The sequence below is a fragment of the Streptococcus sp. S784/96/1 genome (genome assembly GCF_902729355.1).
GTDB lineage: Bacteria > Bacillota > Bacilli > Lactobacillales > Streptococcaceae > Streptococcus > Streptococcus caledonicus.
On sequence record NZ_CACVCC010000004.1, the window covers coordinates 35281 to 54845 of the forward strand.

The 19565-nt window shown below is 38.5% G+C and carries 16 protein-coding genes and 1 riboswitch; of the genes, 3 read left to right on the top strand and 13 right to left on the bottom strand.

What is annotated here, in order from left to right:
* Positions 1-49 precede the first annotated feature (49 nt).
* From GZ996_RS02155 to GZ996_RS02195, 9 genes are all read right to left on the bottom strand, one after another.
* Positions 50-889 (bottom strand): SDR family oxidoreductase, encoded by an 840-nt coding sequence (locus GZ996_RS02155; protein ID WP_156805403.1) that lies wholly within the window; start codon positions 887-889, stop codon positions 50-52.
* 16 nt (positions 890-905) lie between these two features.
* A complete protein-coding gene (locus GZ996_RS02160) occupies positions 906-2000 on the bottom strand; it encodes a mannonate dehydratase (RefSeq protein WP_156805404.1) in 1095 nt (364 codons plus the stop codon).
* A gap of 47 nt (positions 2001-2047) precedes the next feature.
* The gene (gene uxaC / locus GZ996_RS02165; protein WP_162011230.1) at positions 2048-3445 is read right to left on the bottom strand and encodes a glucuronate isomerase; all 1398 of its coding nucleotides are present in this window, start codon (positions 3443-3445) and stop codon (positions 2048-2050) included.
* Between the two features lie 4 nt (positions 3446-3449).
* Positions 3450-4070: a bifunctional 4-hydroxy-2-oxoglutarate aldolase/2-dehydro-3-deoxy-phosphogluconate aldolase gene (locus GZ996_RS02170; RefSeq protein WP_162011231.1), complete on the bottom strand. Its 621-nt coding sequence runs from the start codon at positions 4068-4070 to the stop codon at positions 3450-3452.
* Positions 4071-4215: 145 nt separating this feature from the next.
* Positions 4216-4926: a FadR/GntR family transcriptional regulator gene (locus GZ996_RS02175; RefSeq protein ID WP_162011232.1), complete on the bottom strand. Its 711-nt coding sequence runs from the start codon at positions 4924-4926 to the stop codon at positions 4216-4218.
* 38 nt (positions 4927-4964) lie between these two features.
* On the bottom strand, positions 4965-6767 hold the full coding sequence (gene uidA, locus GZ996_RS02180) for a beta-glucuronidase (RefSeq protein WP_162011233.1): 1803 nt from the start codon (positions 6765-6767) through the stop codon (positions 4965-4967).
* Between the two features lie 9 nt (positions 6768-6776).
* Positions 6777-7808, bottom strand: coding sequence for a sugar kinase (locus GZ996_RS02185; protein ID WP_162011234.1), 1032 nt, complete (start codon positions 7806-7808; stop codon positions 6777-6779).
* 151 nt (positions 7809-7959) lie between these two features.
* Positions 7960-8568 carry a hypothetical protein gene (locus tag GZ996_RS02190; RefSeq protein WP_162011235.1) on the bottom strand — a complete coding sequence of 203 codons (609 nt, stop codon included), beginning with the start codon at positions 8566-8568 and terminating at the stop codon, positions 7960-7962.
* Between the two features lie 73 nt (positions 8569-8641).
* Positions 8642-8911, bottom strand: coding sequence for an MFS transporter (locus GZ996_RS02195; protein WP_338014791.1), 270 nt, complete (start codon positions 8909-8911; stop codon positions 8642-8644).
* A gap of 65 nt (positions 8912-8976) precedes the next feature.
* Here GZ996_RS02195 and GZ996_RS02200 point away from each other — a divergent pair, with 65 nt between their 5' ends.
* The gene (locus GZ996_RS02200) at positions 8977-9273 is read left to right on the top strand and encodes a helix-turn-helix transcriptional regulator (RefSeq protein ID WP_162011264.1); all 297 of its coding nucleotides are present in this window, start codon (positions 8977-8979) and stop codon (positions 9271-9273) included.
* A 46-nt stretch (positions 9274-9319) separates the two neighbouring features.
* On the opposite strand, the gene GZ996_RS02205 is transcribed toward GZ996_RS02200, so the two are convergent.
* The 4 genes from GZ996_RS02205 to GZ996_RS02220 all read right to left on the bottom strand — a co-directional run bounded on the left by GZ996_RS02205 (position 9320) and on the right by GZ996_RS02220 (position 15877).
* Complete coding sequence (locus GZ996_RS02205; protein ID WP_156805413.1) at positions 9320-10873, bottom strand: MFS transporter; 1554 nt, start codon at positions 10871-10873, stop codon at positions 9320-9322.
* A gap of 443 nt (positions 10874-11316) precedes the next feature.
* Positions 11317-13620, bottom strand: coding sequence for a DNA helicase PcrA (gene pcrA / locus GZ996_RS02210; RefSeq protein ID WP_162011237.1), 2304 nt, complete (start codon positions 13618-13620; stop codon positions 11317-11319).
* A gap of 72 nt (positions 13621-13692) precedes the next feature.
* A complete protein-coding gene (locus tag GZ996_RS02215; protein WP_161980271.1) occupies positions 13693-14445 on the bottom strand; it encodes a class I SAM-dependent methyltransferase in 753 nt (250 codons plus the stop codon).
* 115 nt (positions 14446-14560) lie between these two features.
* Entirely contained in the window at positions 14561-15877 is a 1317-nt protein-coding gene (locus GZ996_RS02220) for an FAD-containing oxidoreductase (RefSeq protein ID WP_162011238.1), read from the bottom strand.
* Positions 15878-16152: 275 nt separating this feature from the next.
* Positions 16153-16247: riboswitch (glycine riboswitch) on the top strand.
* 295 nt (positions 16248-16542) lie between these two features.
* Between GZ996_RS02220 and GZ996_RS02225 the strand changes: the two genes are divergently transcribed.
* Both GZ996_RS02225 and GZ996_RS02230 read left to right on the top strand, forming a co-directional pair.
* The gene (locus GZ996_RS02225) at positions 16543-17895 is read left to right on the top strand and encodes an alanine/glycine:cation symporter family protein (RefSeq protein WP_161980272.1); all 1353 of its coding nucleotides are present in this window, start codon (positions 16543-16545) and stop codon (positions 17893-17895) included.
* Positions 17896-18278: 383 nt separating this feature from the next.
* Positions 18279-19469 carry a cation diffusion facilitator family transporter gene (locus GZ996_RS02230; RefSeq protein ID WP_156805418.1) on the top strand — a complete coding sequence of 397 codons (1191 nt, stop codon included), beginning with the start codon at positions 18279-18281 and terminating at the stop codon, positions 19467-19469.
* The last annotated feature ends 96 nt before the right edge of the window (positions 19470-19565 follow it).

A 19565-nucleotide genomic window follows, 5' to 3' on the forward strand; every position in this document is an offset into this window, starting at 1 on the left:
ACCTGTTCATTGTTATCTCCCGCTCTAACAGCGGATGAGTTACCCTAAATTACACCCCTGAATAAGCTGAGAAGCCTCCATCAATTGGCAGAACAACTCCATTCACGAAACTAGCAAGATTTTCATCAGCTAAGAAGAAGATTCCCCCAACCAATTCTTCTGCTTCTCCGAAACGTCCCATTGGTGTATTGCGCAAAATTTTCTCCGCACGGGCTGATGGTGTGCCATCTTCATTAAATAGCAGAGCGCGATTTTGATTACTTACTAAGAAACCTGGTGCAATGGCATTGCAACGAATACCAACTTGCGAGAAGTGAACCGCTAACCATTGGGTAAAGTTAGAAATTGCAGCTTTCGCTCCTGAATAAGCTGGAATTTTTGTCAATGGTGTGTAAGCATTCATACTTGAAATATTGATGATGTTTGCGCCAGGGCGGCCAACCATATCTTGCGCAAATACTTGTGTTGGTAAAAGCGTTCCAAGGTAATTGAGATTGAAAACAAATTCAATTCCAGACTTATCTAAATCAAAGAAAGTTTTGGTTCCTTCTGGCAAGTCTGTAGCATGAAATTCATTATCCGTTGTTGCTTTTGGATTATTTCCGCCAGCACCGTTGATCAGAATATCTGTAGGTCCGAGGTCTGCAAGCACAGCTTTACGCACTTCTTCCAAGTTTTCTTTCTCAAGAACGTTAGCTTTATAGGCTTTAGCTATACCTCCTTCAGCATTAATCTCATCTGCAAATTTTTGAGCTGCTTCTTGATTAAGGTCAAGCAGAGCAACTTTAGCGCCAGCTTTGGCAAATTCTTTAGCAAAGAAGCCACAAAGTACACCACCAGCTCCTGTTACAACAACGACCTTATCTTTAAATTCAATCACTTTAGACATAACATTCCCTTTCTTATTACTTATCACCTACAGTTTTGACACGGGTACCAAAATCTGGTGTCTTTCCAGCTGCACGCATATTTGCTTCATAAAGACCGTTGAAATACGTCGCTCCTAAGGCCCGGTCAAATAGACCATAACCTGGTGTCTTCGTTTGGTCCCCCCAGATACGACGACCATGGTCAGGTCTCAAGCTACCTTGCCAATCATAATCCACAAGTAACTTCACAATGGCATTCATGTCAATGTCACCTGCTTCAGACAAGTGCGCTGTTTCTTGGAATCCCCAATCTCCTGCAGTCACATTACGTGTGTGCATGAAGTTAATGCGGTTACGCTTCAATGCGTATTCTGTCATCGCAATCACATCATTTTTAGGATCAGAAGCATAAGAACCAACACACATGGTAATTCCGTTATTTTCAGAATCATAGATATCAAGGAAGCGTTCAACTGCCTCTTGACCAGTGATAATGCGTGGCAATCCAAAGATACCATACGGTGGATCATCTGGGTGAATCGCCATTTTAACACCTGCCGCCTCTGCAGTTGGCATAATCGCTTTAATGAAATAGTCTAAGTTTGACCAAAGATCTTCCTCAGAAATATTTTCGCGATAGTTTTCAATGATAGCTTTCATTTCTTCTTTTGAATAAGAAGAATCCCAACCTGGTAAATTCAAATCATCCGCAACAGGATCAACACCTTCTAAATCAGATTTTAAGAAAGCAAGTGACGTCGATCCATCTGGTAGGGGATGATTTAGGTCAGAACGTGTCCAGTCAAAAACTGGCATAAAGTTATAACAAACCACTGGAATCCCAGCTGCTCCAACATTTTTAATGGAGGTCTTGTAGTTTTCAATTAATTCGTCACGGTTAGGTTTACCTTGTTTTATATCCTCATGAACAGGGATAGATTCAATCACTGTAATTTCAAGACCGGCATCTTCTACCATCTTTTTAAGTTCGAGAATATTTTCCAATGGCCAAGCTTGACCAACTGGCACATCATAAACAGCTGTTACAATTCCTTGCATGCCAGGGATTGCTTTGATTTCCTCTAGGGTAACAGGATCTTTTTTCCCGTACCAACGAAATGACATTTTCATTTTTTAATCTCCAATTCTTTTTTCTCATTGATGTTCTATCATGAACATTATGCAAAATAAGCTACTGCATTGTGATATGAAATGTTCTTAGCTACTTGACCAAGCGCTTCATAGTCTTCTGGTACTTCCCCATCAACAATCCATTCACCTAGACAATTAGATAAAATGCGTCTGAAATAATCATGACGTTGATAAGATAAGAAGCTACGCGAATCCGTCAACATACCTACAAAATTAGCAAGCATACCTTGCTCAGCTAATGCATTCATCTGACTGATCATACCAAGTTTGGTATCAGCAAACCACCAACCAGCACCAAATTGTAGGTAGCCAGGTACACCATCTTCATTAGCTTGGAAATTTTGAAGGGTGTTGGCAACCGCAATATTATAGGCTGGATTCAGGTTATACCAAATCATTCTTGGTAAAGCATCTTTCTGTACCAAGTCATCCAAAAGGCGGTTCATGCTGCTAGCAAGTGCCGTCTGATCACCAAGAGAATCTACACCAACATCTGCTCCAAGCTTATTGAAAATACCTGAGTGGTTATTGCGTAGCGCCCCAAAATGAACCTGAGTCACAAAACCGTATTTCTTATAAAGACGGCATAATTCTGCAAAAACAGCTGTTTGCCACTGTTTGATTTCGAAAAGATTAGGTCTGTCACCCGCTTTAACTTTTCCAAAAAGTTGATCCAATTCAGCTTTCGTCGCTAGCTCAAAAACAATTTCTGTAAAGCTGATATCACTTGCCTTACAACCATGTTCTGCAAAATAAGCGATTCGTTTTTCAAGCGCTCTGACAAAGGAGCTAAAATCAGTAATTTCAAGAGCTGTCTTATCACTGAGACGGTTAACAAAATTGACGAAATTACGATGTTCAATAAACGCTTCATCAGGTCGGAAGGTCGGAGCAACCACAGTTTCAAAACTACTATCTGCTGCCAATTTTTGGTGCCACTCCAAATCATCTAAGGGATGATCTGTCGTACCGATAAATGTAACTTTACTATCAGCGATAAGCTTACGTGGGCTAATGTGATGCTCCACCAGATATGCATTCAACTGATGATAAAGTCTTTCAGCATTGCTTTCTGTCAAAGTCTCTTCAACGCCAAAAACATTTTTTAGCTCCATCGCTGACCAGTGATAAACAGGGTTCCCATAGGCTTTTTCAAGAGTACGGGCAAAGGCTTTGAATTTATCTAGCTTTGATGCAGAACCAGTAATTTCCTCTTCTGAAACACCATTAGCACGCATCAAGCGCCATTTATAATGATCCCCCCCCAACCAAAGGTCAACGATATTGTCATAAAGCTTGTCTTCAAAAATCTCTTTTGGATCAAGGTGACAGTGGTAGTCAAAAATTGGTTGATCCTTAATTTGTTCATAAATTTTTTGTGCTGGCTCATTTTTGAGCATAAAATTACGATCATTAAAAGTCATACGATTATTCTCCTGCTGCTTCAATAAATGCTTTTGCTATCTCTGTGACACTTTCATAACCATCAGTAGCGACTTTGCTTGCAAGAGCAGATCCGATACCAACTGCACAAGCACCAGCTTTTTTCCAAGCAGCAATATTATCAATAGATACACCGCCAGAAGGCATCAAATCCACTTGTGGAATTGGACCATGAACATCCTTGATAAAACCAGGACCAAGTACCCCACCAGGGAATAGTTTGATAATCTGACATCCAGCTTCCATTGCTGAAACAATTTCAGTTACTGTCGCACAGCCAGGGAAATAAAGGTTATCAGCTTTCTTTGCAACCTCTTGAATCGCTGATGAAAAATGAGGACTGACTAAAAATTTCGCCCCTGCTGCTATCGCTTCTTGAGCTAACTCTGTCGTCATAACTGTACCAGCCCCCACAACAACATCATCCCTATCTGAAAATTCATCTGATAATTCACGGATGACTTTGGCAGCATTTGGAGTGGAGAATGTAATTTCAATGTTTCGAATACCACCTTTTATGGCATAACGAGAAATTTCTTTAGCGTCTTCCTCTGTCTTTCCGCGCACTACTGCAAAAAAGTAATTTTGTTTCAACGTTTCTAACATAACAACCTCCATTTGTAATCGTTATCATAGTTATATTATACAATTCATCAGATGATTTGTCAATAATAAAGCACTGCGTCAATCTGTTATTACTATAAAAAAAAGAAGGTTGAGATATTTATATTGTCCCAACCTTTTCAATTTATTATCGACGCATGCCATGCAATGGAATATCCTTATTAAACCACTCAGCTAAGACTGTCTGTCGCACTTCTAAAATATGTCCCAGCATACTATCATATGCAGCGATAGGATGTCTCGTTTTAATAGCGTAAAGAATATTACGATGTGCTTTTAAACTAGAGTCCTTCATCTGACGACTTGTATAATCTTCATTGATTAAATGAATGGACTCATTAATGACAGGCGATAAACTAGTCATCGCAATATTCCCACTCATTTCAGCTAACATAGTGTGGAATTTGACATCTAAGTCTAAATGAACTGGGTCACCCTTTTCAACAGCTTCTTCAATGGAAATAACCACTTTTTCAAGGTTTTCAATATCTTCATCAGTGGCAAATTGCGCTGCTCGCTCTGCAATTCTTGGCTCTAACAAATAGCGCAATTCAAATAAATCTGTCGTTAATTTGACACGGTCTTTGACTAGCGAAAATCCTAGTGGATCTTCAGCAATCCCTTTTTTGCTACTAATATATGTCCCAGAACCTTGACGAACTTCTAAGATATTACGCCCAGCAAGCGCTCTAACTGCTTCACGAACGGTTGAGCGTCCTACTTCTAAAACTGTTGCTAGCTCGTATTCATTTGGAAGCTTTGTCCCAACTTCCAATTCATTGTCCACAATATATTTCCAAAGTCGTTCTGCTGCTTGTTCCACACGTGGTTTCGCCATGGCCTTTACTCCTCTATTAATTTCTTAATATTAGTATATCATTTTTTCTTTTTATCATGGTAATGTGGAATGCTAGTCCAGCGTTTCTTAATGTCATAGACAATCATCTTAGGTTCACGATTACGTGAGAAAAGCCCTTTGTGATTCCCTTTGACACGGATTAACATCACATTAGTCTCAAAATCTGCAAAATTCCATACTTGCTCACCAATAAGATTAGGAATTGTATCAAAGACCTTATGATTCATTTCGTAGTAGTCTCGTTGATATTCCTCTGTGTAAGGAATATCCCACATACTGTGCAATCCAGGAAGTGTGTCAGCACCGTATTCTGTGATGAGAATCGGTTTGTCTGGGTAAAGATTTTGCCACGTTTCCAACTCTTTACGAAGTCCTAGCTCTGCTTTTTTCAAATCGCCATGAGCTACATACCAACCATAATAGCGATTTAAACAAACCACATCAACCAAATCTAGCACTTGGTCTTTATCAGGTGTAGCATTCATAATGTTGACCAAGGTAACAGGACGTTTTTGAGGGTCATTGTCACGATAGCGTTCAATTAATGGTTTGAAATAGTCACGCGCACCATCCTCATGGCTTGCAGGTTCATTTGCCACAACCCACATGACAACACAAGCGTGGTTTTTATCACGTGCCACCAGTTCATCAATCACTCGTTCGTGAGCTGCTTTAGTCTTCATCACTTCCCAAGTATTTTTTGGTTTTTCGCCATCTCCTAAGAGATCCAATGCTGCGCTAAAGTTTTGGAACAGTCCAACTGCAGGCACTTCATCAATCACCAAGACACCCATTCGGTCTGCCAAACGCATCATTTCTTCAGAGTATGGATAATGAGAGGTACGGAAAGAATTGGCTCCCATTTCTTTGAGAAGGTTCAAGTCCATAAGGTTAGCTGCTTCGTTCAACCCACGGCCATTGATAAAAGTATCTTCATGTTTGCCAAAGCCTTTGAAATAAACTGGTTTTTCGTTGACCAAAAATTGTCCTTCAGCGACACGGACACTTCTAACCCCAAACGGTTCTGAATAGGTATCAACAAGCTCGCCACCTTTATAAACTTCTACCTGCGCCGTATAAAGATAGGCATCTAGAACTTCCCAAAGGCGGACATTTGGAATCACCGCTCTGCCATTTTCAGCAGTCGCAACAACATTTCTCTCTTCATCCAAAATCGTCACACGAACCTCATCAACTGCTTCGGATGTTGCCACAGTTACAGCTACGTCAGCTGTTTGCAAATCGTTTGACAAAGTCGACACAATCACGATGTCTGAGATATGTGTTTTAGGACGTACCACTAATTTCACTGGTCGATGAATCCCAGCATAGTTGAAGAAGTCAAAATTCTCTTTCACAACTTTTTTGACTGAACCATCTTCTTGTACTTCTTCAAAATAATTTCCTACTGGCAAGGTGGTATAGTTGAGCTCATTATTGGCACATACTGAGATTTTTAGCGTCTGCTCTTGATAATAATTTTCTGGAACAATGATTTCAAACGGTGTAAAACCACCTTCATGCTCTCCAAGAAATTCTCCATTGACATACACTTTGGCACGGTGAGTTACAGAACCAAAGCGTATCACTAATTCTTCGTCACGACTAACTTTTGGAATCTCAACTTCACGCTCATACCAAAAGTCTCCGATGTAGTTACGAATGTCCTTATCAACTGAAACATCATTAAATGAAGTCGGAACAACCATAACAGTTTCAGAACTGAGCTTTTCTTGAGGATTGTGGTCACCCAATTTAAAGTTCCAAACGCCGTTCAAATCATAAAGGTTGCGTGTTTTTGTTAATTGTGGGTATAGCATATATTTCTCCTAACGTTTAATATCCTGAGCCCCTTTTTTCATCAGTTGCTCAATATCCTTCTTGGTTACAATATTAATATCACCTTCAATAGTGTGTTTAAACTTAAAGCTTGCCATCGCAATATCCAAAACATCCTGCATTGGTACCTTTTCAATCAAGCCGTAGATAATGCCTGCGGTATAAGCATCTCCCGTCCCAACACGATCCAGAACTTGAATGGATTCACGATCTGTTTCATACAACGTTTCCATCTCGCCATCGTAAAGATAGGCTTTTAGCACATATTCATTCGTCGCACCAATTTCACGCTCAGTAAAGGCAATTGTTTTTAATTCATAGCGCTTCGCCATTTCTTTTAGGATTAATAGCAAAGCTTCTCGATCACGATAAGGTCTTGTAAACCCTGTCTCATCCTTTAAGTCTGTCCCTTTGTCAGTCAAGAGAGAAATCGGCTCAAGTCCAATACAGACATCTGCAAGTGATACTAACTTAGATAGCTCAACCCTAGCCTGTTCAAAAGACTCCCAAAGACTTTCGCGATAGTTTAAATCAAAAGAAATTGGAATCCCCTTTGCCTTCGCACGTTCCATCAAAGCTAATGAAATTTTATAGATTTCAGGATTAAGAGCAACCGTTATCCCACTGACATGGAGCCACTCCATATCATCACAGATAGCATCTAAGTCATAATCTGATAATGTTGATTCATAAAATGAAGAGTATTTTCTATCGTAAAGAACACGACTAGAACGCAGTGAGAAACCTTTTTGATAGTAATATATCCCCAACCTCTCACCGGATTTGACCAGATGTTCTTGTCCAATCTGATGGGCAAAAAGAAAAGATTCTGCCATATGGCCAATGTCATTATCTGGAATTGCTGATATCATTGACACCTGATGACCTAGTTGTCCAAGAGTAGATAACACATTTAATTCTGACCCTCCAAATTGACAGTCAAAAGTCGTTGCCTGCGTCATCGTCTGATGTTGTGGAGGGGATAAACGAAGCATGATTTCCCCAAATGCCTTAATTTTCATGAACTCACTTCCTTTTTGTGAAAACGTTTTACAAGTACATTCTACAATTCATCGGATGATTTGTCAATTATTTGCTCATAAATTATACCAAAAAACACCTTCAAACGTTTATCGTCAAAAGGTGTAGTTATTCTGTTAGAATGAAACTAAGTTATTTTTTTATCTTTTTCAGACCTTCATTAATTTTCTGAACATCTTCTTCTGAATAAGCTTCTCTCATATAAAAGATGACACGGTGCAAAGGCATATTTCCACCTCGTTCAATCATACTAGCAATATGTTTAGGCATTAATTTTTCTAATACTGACAGCGTTTCTGCATTGGATAATAAGACTGCTGTAGAGTCCATAATGGAATAAACATCTTCTGGGAAAAGCTTCTCCTTCTCCTCATCTGTTTCAAACCAATTTTGAACATTAACACCTGGATGAGCATCTTTATACGTGTATTCTTCAGGTAATTCTGTCACTTTTGTAAATACTGACCAGTCAGATACTGTACCAGCCGTTACCCTCACTGTAAGTTCTTGTTCAGTAAATGGAATTTCAATTGTAAAGACTCCAGTCTTGGAAGCGACAGAATAATGTTGTCCCATGACTTCAAAAATAATTTGCTTCTGATTTGAGTATGCTTTCAGTACCAGAACATCTCCTATACGTTTTGAAAAATCTTTTCCTGCTAGATGTACAAATGGCTGCTTAACCCATTTGGCCTTGTAGTAATAAAATGCATCTTTCTTGTTCTGACGATCATAAGTCACTAGACCTTTCAAATTACGGTACTTAATACCACATGACTGTAGAAAATAAGTATTCCTACAGCTGCACCTACAATCACAAGAAAATAGTTCTTAACATTTGGTTACAATCTACATCCCAAACCATCATATTGATAATTGGCATGAAAAGGACACCAACTACGATACCACCCAAGCTACGGGCACATGATAACTTCACGCGTTCCTCTAGTTTATCAGTGATAACTGAAGCCATCGCACCATAAGGCATAGAAGTACCTGTATAAGACAAATCATAGAAAAGATAAGCAAAAGCTACCCAAATTTGCTTATCTAAAATAGAACTAATTATCTTTTTTCCTGTGATTTAATCAAAAGCTATCGCAATACCTCTAACTATTCACTAATCATTCAAAATGCCCTACTCTATATATTGACCAACATTACCAAAGCAATATAAAGCTTAATCAATTAGCGGAGCATTGCCACATTTCTAAAAATTATCTCAGCAGTCTCTTTCATAAAGAAGTCAACATGTCACTGTCTGACTATCTCCAGCACTTCCGAATCGAAAAGGCCTGTGAATTGCTCTCTAACAAGGCCTTATCTATATTGGAAATTTCTGAACGTTGTGGCTTCCAATCCAGCGATTATTTCTCAAAAGTCTTTAAAGAACTTAAGCAAATGACACCAAGTCAATATCGTAAAACCAATCACCATCTTCCCTAACAGACACAAAAAAACATGGACAATTCGCCATGTTTTTCTGTCTATCTTATTTTTCGTCGTATTGATCAACTTTATATTTTGTAACGTCAACGTAATCCATATCAGTTAGAGGAACATTTTTCGCAATCGCACGAACACGTTCTTCATCATCTGCCGCTTTCATGACATGAATTTTTTCTTGAATACGTGCCATTTCTTCACGGTCAAGTTTATAGAATTTCATCAAGAATAGTGACACTAAAAGAACAACAATTGGAATAATAGCAAATAAAGTAATCAATGCCATCTTCAAATCATTTGAAAAAGGTGTCTCAACTGTTGGAAATTCTTTTCCAAAACCAATAGCTGCGAGTACGAAACCAACTACCATAGGAGCCAATGATGAAGCAATCGAGTCAGTCAAAGAGAAGATTGTTCCAATCATACCAGAAAGGTAACGACCTGACACAGAAGTTTCGTAGTCTGTAATATCAGCTCCCATGGTCAATACAAGACTAGATGGTGCTGTTGAAGCATAACGTGCAATGATGAAGGTGATAAAGAAAGCTATTGTATAAAGATTCCATGCTTTCAAGTCAAGCATACCAGGTTTTGCAATTGTTAAAAGACCAGAAAAAGCAATTAAACCAATAATCCCAATTTGTAGAGCCGTTACATAGGCAAAACGAAGGCCTTTACGACGAGCTATTTGTGCAGCACCTACTGTTACAATAATTCCTGGAATGATAACAAGAAATGACATCTGTCCTGATAGAGCATAGTTACCAAAAATAATACCATAAAGCATTACACCTACAACTGAGTCACCAAATAATTGTGCGACGAACTTAACAAGAGCTGCTGAGATTGAAAGAACTTGAAGTGGTTTGTTTCCCTTAATAACTTTCCAGTAATCACGCAATTTTGTTTCTTGTGTTTTTTCTCCAAGACCAAAATATTTTTTATTATCTTTTTCCCAAATACCAATAATAGCAAGAACACCAAGGACAGCAGATATAGTAATCACCGTTAAGAAAAGCTCTTGGAAGAAACTTGGTGTAAAGCCGCCGTGTTTAGGAACCAAGGTACCAGATACATACATTTGGCTACCAGAGAACATCACTGTCGTTGCAATACCATCAACAATGTTAAAAATCGGACGTTGTTTCGGATCGTTAGTCAACGCAACTTGTCCTGCTTTAGTAATCGTCTGTTGCAGTGAGTAACCAATTTTATGAATAATTAAAACAAGGATAAACAATGAAAAACGTAATCCCTCACTAACTTGACTCAACCCAAGCATCATTAAGAGTGAACTAGCAGTTATGAGATTACCAATGACCAAAATTGGACGATATTTACCAAATGCAGTTTCTGTTTTATCAATGATAACACCAATTGTTGGATCAATAAAACCATCAAAAATACGAATATAGCCCATTAATTGACTAACAAATATCGCTGCCAAACCAAGAACACCTGTTGATAGATACGTTACAAACGTAAAAGCAACTAAATAAATATTTGTTGAAGTATTGTTCATAGCAAAAAGAATAATTTGCCATACTTTAGCACGGTTATACGTTACATCTTCGGTACGTTTTTCCAATGATTTTTCCATTTTGGAAACCTCCATAAAAATTAGTATCTGAACGCTTTTTGTGTAAGCGTTTTATTTACGTGTTTTATTCTACAATACATCAGATGAATTGTCAACATATTTTTCTATTTTGAACTATTTTTTCAAAATTAGTCTGATGATTTAAAAATCATAGATACAATTTACTGATTCTACATTTATTTTCTCTAAAGATTTGGTGAATACAAAAAGCCCTAGAATCATCAAATTACTAAATTGTTGATTCTAAGACTATTTATAACAGATATCTATCCATCTCCAGCATAGTCAATTAATCTTAAGCATCACCAATCAATCATAAAGACTATTACCAGATAAAAATTTAGTATCAAACTTGTTGCACTTGACTTTACAATACGTCGCTAAAAATAAGTCAATATTTCTCTACTTCTTACTGGTATCAAAGTAGCACTTCACAGCTATCATTAGCCTTTCTTTGTGATAGGCGCCACACTAGCTAGCAGTTTTTTTAGACCGACTTCTGAGAATTTTATTTTCAATTCTTGTGTTGTTCCGCTACCAGATACTTCTAGAACAATGCCTTCTCCCCACTTACGGTGGACAGCGATGTCACCAACTTGCCAGTCTGCACTTGCGTTATCATTGGTTTTACCAAACGGCGTGCCTCCTTTAATAAAAGGCTGTGCGGTACTTGTTTGTCGTGGTTGCGCTTGCGCTTTACGGGCTTGAATGGCTTGTGAGAGGCTCATTCCTTGACCAAATTGAGTTGCACTGCTATTTGACGACATCGCCATAAATGACGTATTGGCTGGTCGTGCCAAACCTTGATAAGCTAATAAGTCATCTGAAATTTCACGAAGGAAGCGAGTTGGACGGTTATAGCTAGTCTTACCAAAGAGGGTACGGGTATTGGCGTTAGTCATAAAGAGAATTTCTTCGGCACGGGTAATACCAACATAGGCTAGACGGCGCTCCTCTTCCAATTCATCTGGTTCCTCGGCAGTACGCGATAAGGGAAAGACCCCTTCTTCCATACCGATTAAGAAAACAACCGGGAACTCCAACCCTTTAGCAGCATGGAGAGTCATTAGGGTCACCTCTGCCGACTCCACATTGCCATCGTCTGTGTCTGCAATCAGTGCCAAATCATTCAAGAAACGGCTAAGACGGTCTAAGCCTGTTTCATCAGGAATACCGTCGTCATTATTCTCATCAAAGTTTTTCGTTACCGAAAGAAACTCTTCAATATTTTCCACACGCGCTTGACTTTCTAATGTGTTTTGTAGACGTAAGGCTTCTAGGTAACCTGATTTAGCCAGAACCGTTTCAACTAGTTCTGTCACTGAAAATTTATCCAAGTCTGCTCGCAAATTGAGAATAAGGTTTGCCAAATCCCAGACCGCCTGTGCAGCTTTTCCCTTAATTGAAGACAACATGATATTAGCCGACGCATCTAGTAGGCTCAGCTCACGCTCATAGGCAAAGGTACGGATTTTTTCAAGAGTTCCTGGTCCCACACCACGTTTTGGTTCATTGACAATCCGTTCAAAACTAATGTTGTCTGCCGTGTTGGCAATGATATTGAGGTAAGAAATGACATCACGAATTTCCTTACGGCTATAGAACTTAGTTCCCCCAACCATGGTATATGGAATGTTGGATTTCAAGAGAGCTTCCTCAATGGTACGAGATTGTGCGTTGGTACGATAAAGAACCGCAAAATCTTTGAAATTTTTAGCTGTTTCGCTCACCATATTGCTGATGGTTGAGGCTACAAATACTGCCTCATCGCGCTCATCATTAGCACGATAGTAAACCAATTGTTCACCGTCGTCATTTTGGGTCCATAATTTTTTAGGACGGCGATTTTTATTATTGCTAATCACCTCATTTGCCGCTTGCAAGATTTTTTTCGTTGAGCGATAGTTTTCCTCCAAGAGAACCACTTTAGCCTCTGGATAGTCCTTTTCAAAATCAAGGATGTTTTGCATATCAGCCCCGCGCCAGCCGTAGATAGATTGGTCCGCATCACCCACGACACAGATATTTTTGAAACGAGAAGCTAATAATTTCACCAACTGGTACTGGGCATGGTTGGTATCCTGGTATTCATCCACATGAATATACTGGTAACGTTGTTGGTAGTAAGCCAAAACATCTGGATTTTTATCGAAAAGGCGAAGCGTCATCATGATTAAATCATCAAAGTCCATAGCCTCACTACGACGCAATTCTTCTTGATAAGCCTTGTAACACTTGGCTACAATCTGAGTGTACATCTCCCCAGCCATATGCTCATAGGCCACTTCATCCAGCAAATCATTTTTGGCATTGGAAATGGTCCCCAAAATTGACCGTTCACTCCATTTTTTCGGATCCAAATTCATATTTTTCAAAATCCGTTTCATCAGCGTGCGCTGTTCTCCAGGATCAACAATAGTGAAATTACGATTATAACCGATGTGGTCAGCTTCACGGCGCAAAATACGGACACACATGCTGTGGAAAGTCGCAATTAAAGTGTCCGCAGTAGCTGGATTTAAAGCCATAGCACGCTCACGCATTTCACGCGCAGCCTTATTGGTAAAGGTAATGGCCAAAATATTCCAAGGATTAACCATCTTCTCATCAATGAGGTAGGCAATTCGGTGCGTCAACACACGCGTCTTACCAGACCCCGCTCCTGCCATAATCAGCAAGGGGCCTTCTGTCGTCTCTATCGCCTCCGCCTGACGATCATTCATTCCATTTAAAAGGGGATTTCCCATTTTAATCTCTCCATTCACAAAAATAAGCCCTACTATTTTACCATTTTTTAGGGAAAATAGCAGAGCTAAACCTTAATCTTTCTTTTTTAGTTTTTGAGCTTTCACAACCAAGAAATCGGGCTTATGTAGTAAATCCCTATACTCAGGATATTCTTCTAGTATCTTATTCTCTGGGAGAGGTTCAATCATTTTCTCAATAGTAAATCCAGCAGATATTAAGATATTTATAATCTCTGAAAATGTTCGATGATACTTTTTAACATTGTCCACAAACCAAACTGACTCACGTTCTCCTGAGACGCTGTAATGAGCCAAATTCAAATGCAGACGATTTCCATCAGCATCTCTAGTCCACCGATCACCACCTGCATGGCAGGTATTGATTGGATGTTCCTGTGAAAATACTAGGGAGCCATTATCATTTAGTCTATCATAGATTTTAGTAATCAAATCCGAAAAATCTTTCACATAGTGAAAAGCCAGAGAACTGATAACTAAGTCAAAGTTCCCCTCCAGTTGATCAATATCCTCCATTGGTAGGTTGAGATAAGTGATATTTGTATGGCTATTTTCAGTTTCAGCTACTGCTAACATTTTCTCTGAAATATCAATCCCCAATACATGATTGGCCCCTGCCTCAGCAAATTTTCGACAATGGACACCGAATCCACAACCTAAATCAAGAATAGTTTTACCTTTCAAATCAGGTAACAGGGAAAACAATGCAGGAATTTCAAAAAGATTGTTGGCATTGCGTTCATTTTTTCTAATGGCTTGATATCCTTCAAAAAAAGTATCATTATCATAGATATTTTGCTTAGACATTAACTACCTCCAAACCCATTTTTCATCTTAAAGTCATACCCATTATAGCATTTTTTAGTCATAGACTTAAAAGCGGCAGAAACACCTTGGTTTCTACCACCTGCAAAATGAGAAACTAAAAATTAAAAACATCATTCAAATTCTCTGCCATTGTTGGATGAGTGAAGATTTGATTTTTGAGATAAGTATATGGAATTTTGTTATCCATAGCCATTTTGATGAGGTTAATGATTTCATGACTTCCTGATCCAAAGAGGGTTGCTCCTAGAATTTCATTTGTTTCAGTATTGACAATCACTTTATAAACACCTCGAAGGTCATTATTGACATGGGCTCTTGGCATATTGGCTACCAACAATTCATTGGCTTTGTATGGTAGTCCTGCTTCTTGCGCAGCTTTTTCCGTCAAACCAACTTGAGATAGAGCTGGTTCAATAAAGAGGGAATTTGGCACATTTTGACGACTTTGAAGATTATAATGACCATAGTCAGTCAATTTCCCAAAAACGATTCGGAAGTCATCAAGAGAAGTGTAAGTGAACTGAAGTCCACCATTAACATCACCAACAGCATAGACCCCTGGAACAGTTGTCTCACAGTAGTCATCAACCTGTACTGCACCACGGTCAGTCACCACGATATCAGTATTTTCAAGACCTAACCCTTCAGTAGCTGGTTTACGTCCCATAGCATACATGACAGTATCAAAAACATACTCTTTACCACTTTCAGTAACAACCACTTCTTCACCACGGTTGGCAACTGCTTCAACTTGACTTCCAAGAACAAAGCTGACGCCATCTTCTTCAAGGTACTGTTGAGCTAGTTTTGCAGCAACTTCTTCATAACGCCCCAAAATGACTGGCGAATTTTCAAAGACAGTAACTTGGCTACCTAGACGAGCATAAAGTGACGCAAACTCAAGACCAATATTACCGCCACCAATGATACCAAGCCGTTTTGGTTGCTCGGGCAAGTTTTGAATCCCTGTACTATCAACCACATTTTTACTCTCCAAGAGACCTGGAATTGGAAAGACATTTGATACAGCACCAGTATTGATAATAATGGTTTCAGCTGTTAAATGCTCTGTCTCATCACCAGCTGAAACTTCAATCACTTTGTTAGAAATAAATTTAGCATGAGCATTGATGAGATCAGTTCCGCTATTTTCCAAAACCATCTGATTTTTATTGCGAAGACGAGTCGTCACAGTCTCTTTGAGCGTCATTGCCTGTTCAAAAGTTAAATTGTTTTCTGCTGCCTGTATCAAAGTTTTAGTTGGAATACATCCAATATTGATACAAGTTCCACCGTAATTAGCCGCATTTTGCTCAACCAATGCTACTTTTTTACCTATTGCAGCCATTTTCCCAGCAAGCGTTTTTCCCGCCTTACCAAAACCAATCACGATAATATCATATGATTTCATAAACGATTCTCCATATCTTTTTTCTTTAGTTTAACAAACTTTAACCGTACTGTCACAAATTTGCTACGGAAAAACCACTAAGCTATTTCCGAACGTTATGGTCATTTTTAGAGAAATTTATAGTTTTTACCAATAAATCACTTGACATTTGCTTCATTATACCTTAAAATAAGCACAATTAAATAAAACACCTACCGATTGACGTCATTCTGGAGAAGATTTGATCTACCGAAGGAATTATACTCTCAGGTGCCTTAGGGCAAGGACAGGATGACTGACGGACTTCTGGAGAGATTCTGCAAGACAGAACACCGAAGGGGCAAGGCGATTTTTCGCTCAATCTCTCAGGTAAAAGGACAGAAGGAAAATGATGCACTTGTTAAAAAGGGAATATTGCCATTTTAACAGGATTTTTTGCGACATTCTCCACCTCCAGGACTGTGATTTTTCTCAGTCCTTTTTGTGTTCCGTGTGGGTGTTTGGCATTTATTATTGTTATCAAATAAATGCCCCTACTCAAAAGAAATTCAAAAGAATCATGAAAAACGTAATCTATTCAATAGGTGTTTTAACTAATATTAACACCGAAAATAAATAAAAAACAGTCTATCAGATATCATTTTGATTTTTCAAAGAGTATCACATCATATTTTAAGGAGTTTGATATGTCTACTTTTTTCACACGTCTTGAAAACATTCTTTCAACTGTTAATAATTTGGTTTGGGGAGCACCACTTCTTATTCTCTTAGTAGGAACTGGAATCTACCTTACAATACGTCTTGGTCTTTTACAAATTTTAAAATTACCAAAAGCCTTTCGTCTAATTTTTGTTCACGATGAAGAACACCACGGTGATATTTCAAGTTTTGCGGCTCTTGCAACAGCCCTTGCTGCAACTGTCGGTACAGGAAATATCGTTGGAGTGGCCACAGCCATCCAATCAGGCGGACCAGGTTCCCTCTTCTGGATGTGGGTTGCAGCCTTCTTTGGAATGGCTACTAAATATGCCGAAGGTCTTTTAGCTATCAAATACCGTACAAAGGATGATAACGATGAAATCTCTGGTGGACCTATGTACTATATCTTGAATGGTATGGGAAAAAAATGGCGACCGCTCGCTGTATTTTTCGCCTTAGCAGGTATTTTAGTCGCGTGGCTTGGAATAGGGACCTTCTCACAAGTAAATTCAATTACAGGCTCCCTAAAATCTAGTTTTGGTCTTGCTCCACAGATGGTCAGCGTCTTTATTGCAATCATCGTTGCTTTCATTATCTTCGGAGGCATTAAATCCATTTCAAAAGTGGCTGAAAAAGTTGTTCCATTTATGGCAGTTTTATATATTCTTGCAGCCATTACTGTCATCCTCTTAAATCTAAATCTCATTTTACCTACTATCGGATTGGTTCTTGAATCGGCCTTTACCGAATCTGCTGCAATTGGCGGTTTTTTAGGTGCTAGTGTTCAAAAAGCTATGCAAATGGGGATTGCCCGTGGAGTTTTCTCAAATGAATCTGGTCTTGGTTCTGCACCGATTGCAGCGGCCGCTGCTAAAACGAATGAACCTGTAGAACAAGGGCTTATTTCTATGACCGGAACATTTATTGATACGATTATTATCTGTACCTTGACAGGTTTAATAATTCTTATTACAGGGGTTTGGACAAGCGATAACCTTAAGGGAGCTGATGTCACACAAGCTGCTTTTAATGGAACATTCGGCTCTATCGGAAGTTTTGTATTAACTATTTCACTTGTTCTCTTCGCTTTCACTACTATTCTTGGCTGGTCTTATTATGGTGAGCGATGTTTTGAGTTTTTATTTGGAACAAAACATATCCGTATTTACCGTATTATTTTCGTTCTTATGGTTGCACTGGGTGGTTTTCTCAGCCTTCACATCGTTTGGACGATTGCTGATATCGTAAATGGGCTAATGGCTATTCCTAACTTGATCGCACTCTTAGCCCTGTCACCGGTCATTATCAAAGAAAGCAGAGCCTATTTTGATAAACTATAAACTAAACTCAGTCAAATTCAAAAATTTCTTTTAGTGCTTCCTTCTAAAAAAATTGGATCTAAACATCTAATTTTGATTTTAAAAGAATATCAAATAGATACTTAAAACAGTTTGAACAACAAAATATAAAAAAGAAAAGATATTATCTCTTTAAATGTCTAATACTAGTGACTTTTTCAAAACGTTTGAGATAAAATAGCTCAGTTTTTGTGTTAAATAAATCTTCTCTCAAGAAGAAAACGGTTTAGACTAGAAACAGAGTAAATCTATCAAATACGAGATATCCAGACTCAACTAAGTAACCATGATTTTCTACGACACACTCTTTTACACCTAACAAATCATGTGCTATAATACTTAGACATTATGATTTGGGAGGGATTATGACAACTGCACTTGAAAAACTTCAACTGGCTAAGCGTGGCCCCATTGTTTCTATTACAGCCTATCTGATATTAACCACTACGAAGCTCGTATCAGGTTATTTGCTCAATTCAAGTTCTCTTATCGCGGATGGTTTTAACAATCTTTCTGATATTGTTGGAAACCTTGCTTTACTTATCGGACTTCACTTAGCAAGCCGTCCGGCAGATAACGATCATAAATTTGGACACTGGAAAATTGAAGATCTCTCTAGTCTAATGACTTCATTCATCATGTTCACTGTTGGATTTCAAGTATTGCTTCAAACGATTAGAAAAATTCTTTCTGGACAAAGCTCTGCTATTAACTTAGAAGGTGCTATTATTGGAATCTTATCGGGGATAGTCATGTACGGTGTGTACCTTTACAATAAAAGATTATCAAAAAAAGTCCAATCATCTGCACTAGCAGCTTCTGCTAAAGATAACCTTTCAGATGCCGTAACGTCCATCGGTACCTCTTTTGCTATCGTAGCAAGTTCTTTTCATCTCGTTTGGCTTGACAATCTCTTCGCCTTACTCATTGCTTATTTTATCTTGAAAACAGCCTACGATATCTTTATTGAGGCCACCTTTAGCCTATCTGACGGTTTTGATGACAAACATCTAAAAGCTTACGAGAAAGCTATCTTAGAAATTCCTAAAATTTATGCGGTCAAATCACAACGAGGTCGAACCTATGGTAGTAATATTTACCTAGATATCATCCTTGAAATGAACCCAGATCTCTCCGTTTATGAAAGTCATGAAATCACCGAACAAGTAGAAAATCTTTTACGTGAACGTTTTGAAGTCTACGACATTGATATTCACGTTGAACCCGCACCAATTCCAGAGGATGAAATTTTTGAAAATGTTTATCATAAACTCTACAAAAACGAAAAAATTATCCTATCAAAAATCCCAGATTATGAAGAATACCTCTCCGACAATTTTAGCATGATTGACAGCGATGGAAACCATTTAACAAAAGAAGACGTCATCAAACAAGATAAACATTATCTCAACAACTTCCAATATTTCAAAGTAACTTCTATTAGTCAAAAAACAAAGCTAATCACTTATCAATTAGAAAATCATCAACACACTAGCCTCTGGAGACGGCATGAAAAATGGTTCTTAATCTATCACCAAATCACAAAAATAATGTAAAAAAGACCGAGACAAACCATCACGATGGCAGAGCCCATACCCACAAAACAATGAAAACCAATAGGCAAAGCCCTCGCTAAGTGCTATACTCTTAGT

What these genes read in the sequence shown, in the direction of transcription:
- GZ996_RS02170 (WP_162011231.1), bottom strand. Translation starts at nt 4,070, where the DNA reads ATGTTAGAAACGTTGAAACAAAATTACTTTTTTGCAGTAGTGCGCGGA.
- GZ996_RS02175 (WP_162011232.1), bottom strand. Translation starts at nt 4,926, where the DNA reads ATGGCGAAACCACGTGTGGAACAAGCAGCAGAACGACTTTGGAAATAT.
- GZ996_RS02215 (WP_161980271.1), bottom strand. Translation starts at nt 14,445, where the DNA reads ATGTCTAAGCAAAATATCTATGATAATGATACTTTTTTTGAAGGATAT.
- GZ996_RS02155 (WP_156805403.1), bottom strand. Translation starts at nt 889, where the DNA reads ATGTCTAAAGTGATTGAATTTAAAGATAAGGTCGTTGTTGTAACAGGA.
- GZ996_RS02225 (WP_161980272.1), top strand. Translation starts at nt 16,543, where the DNA reads ATGTCTACTTTTTTCACACGTCTTGAAAACATTCTTTCAACTGTTAAT.
- uidA (WP_162011233.1), bottom strand. Translation starts at nt 6,767, where the DNA reads ATGCTATACCCACAATTAACAAAAACACGCAACCTTTATGATTTGAAC.
- uxaC (WP_162011230.1), bottom strand. Translation starts at nt 3,445, where the DNA reads ATGACTTTTAATGATCGTAATTTTATGCTCAAAAATGAGCCAGCACAA.
- pcrA (WP_162011237.1), bottom strand. Translation starts at nt 13,620, where the DNA reads ATGGGAAATCCCCTTTTAAATGGAATGAATGATCGTCAGGCGGAGGCG.
- GZ996_RS02160 (WP_156805404.1), bottom strand. Translation starts at nt 2,000, where the DNA reads ATGAAAATGTCATTTCGTTGGTACGGGAAAAAAGATCCTGTTACCCTA.
- GZ996_RS02230 (WP_156805418.1), top strand. Translation starts at nt 18,279, where the DNA reads ATGACAACTGCACTTGAAAAACTTCAACTGGCTAAGCGTGGCCCCATT.
- GZ996_RS02220 (WP_162011238.1), bottom strand. Translation starts at nt 15,877, where the DNA reads ATGAAATCATATGATATTATCGTGATTGGTTTTGGTAAGGCGGGAAAA.
- GZ996_RS02205 (WP_156805413.1), bottom strand. Translation starts at nt 10,873, where the DNA reads ATGGAAAAATCATTGGAAAAACGTACCGAAGATGTAACGTATAACCGT.
- GZ996_RS02185 (WP_162011234.1), bottom strand. Translation starts at nt 7,808, where the DNA reads ATGAAAATTAAGGCATTTGGGGAAATCATGCTTCGTTTATCCCCTCCA.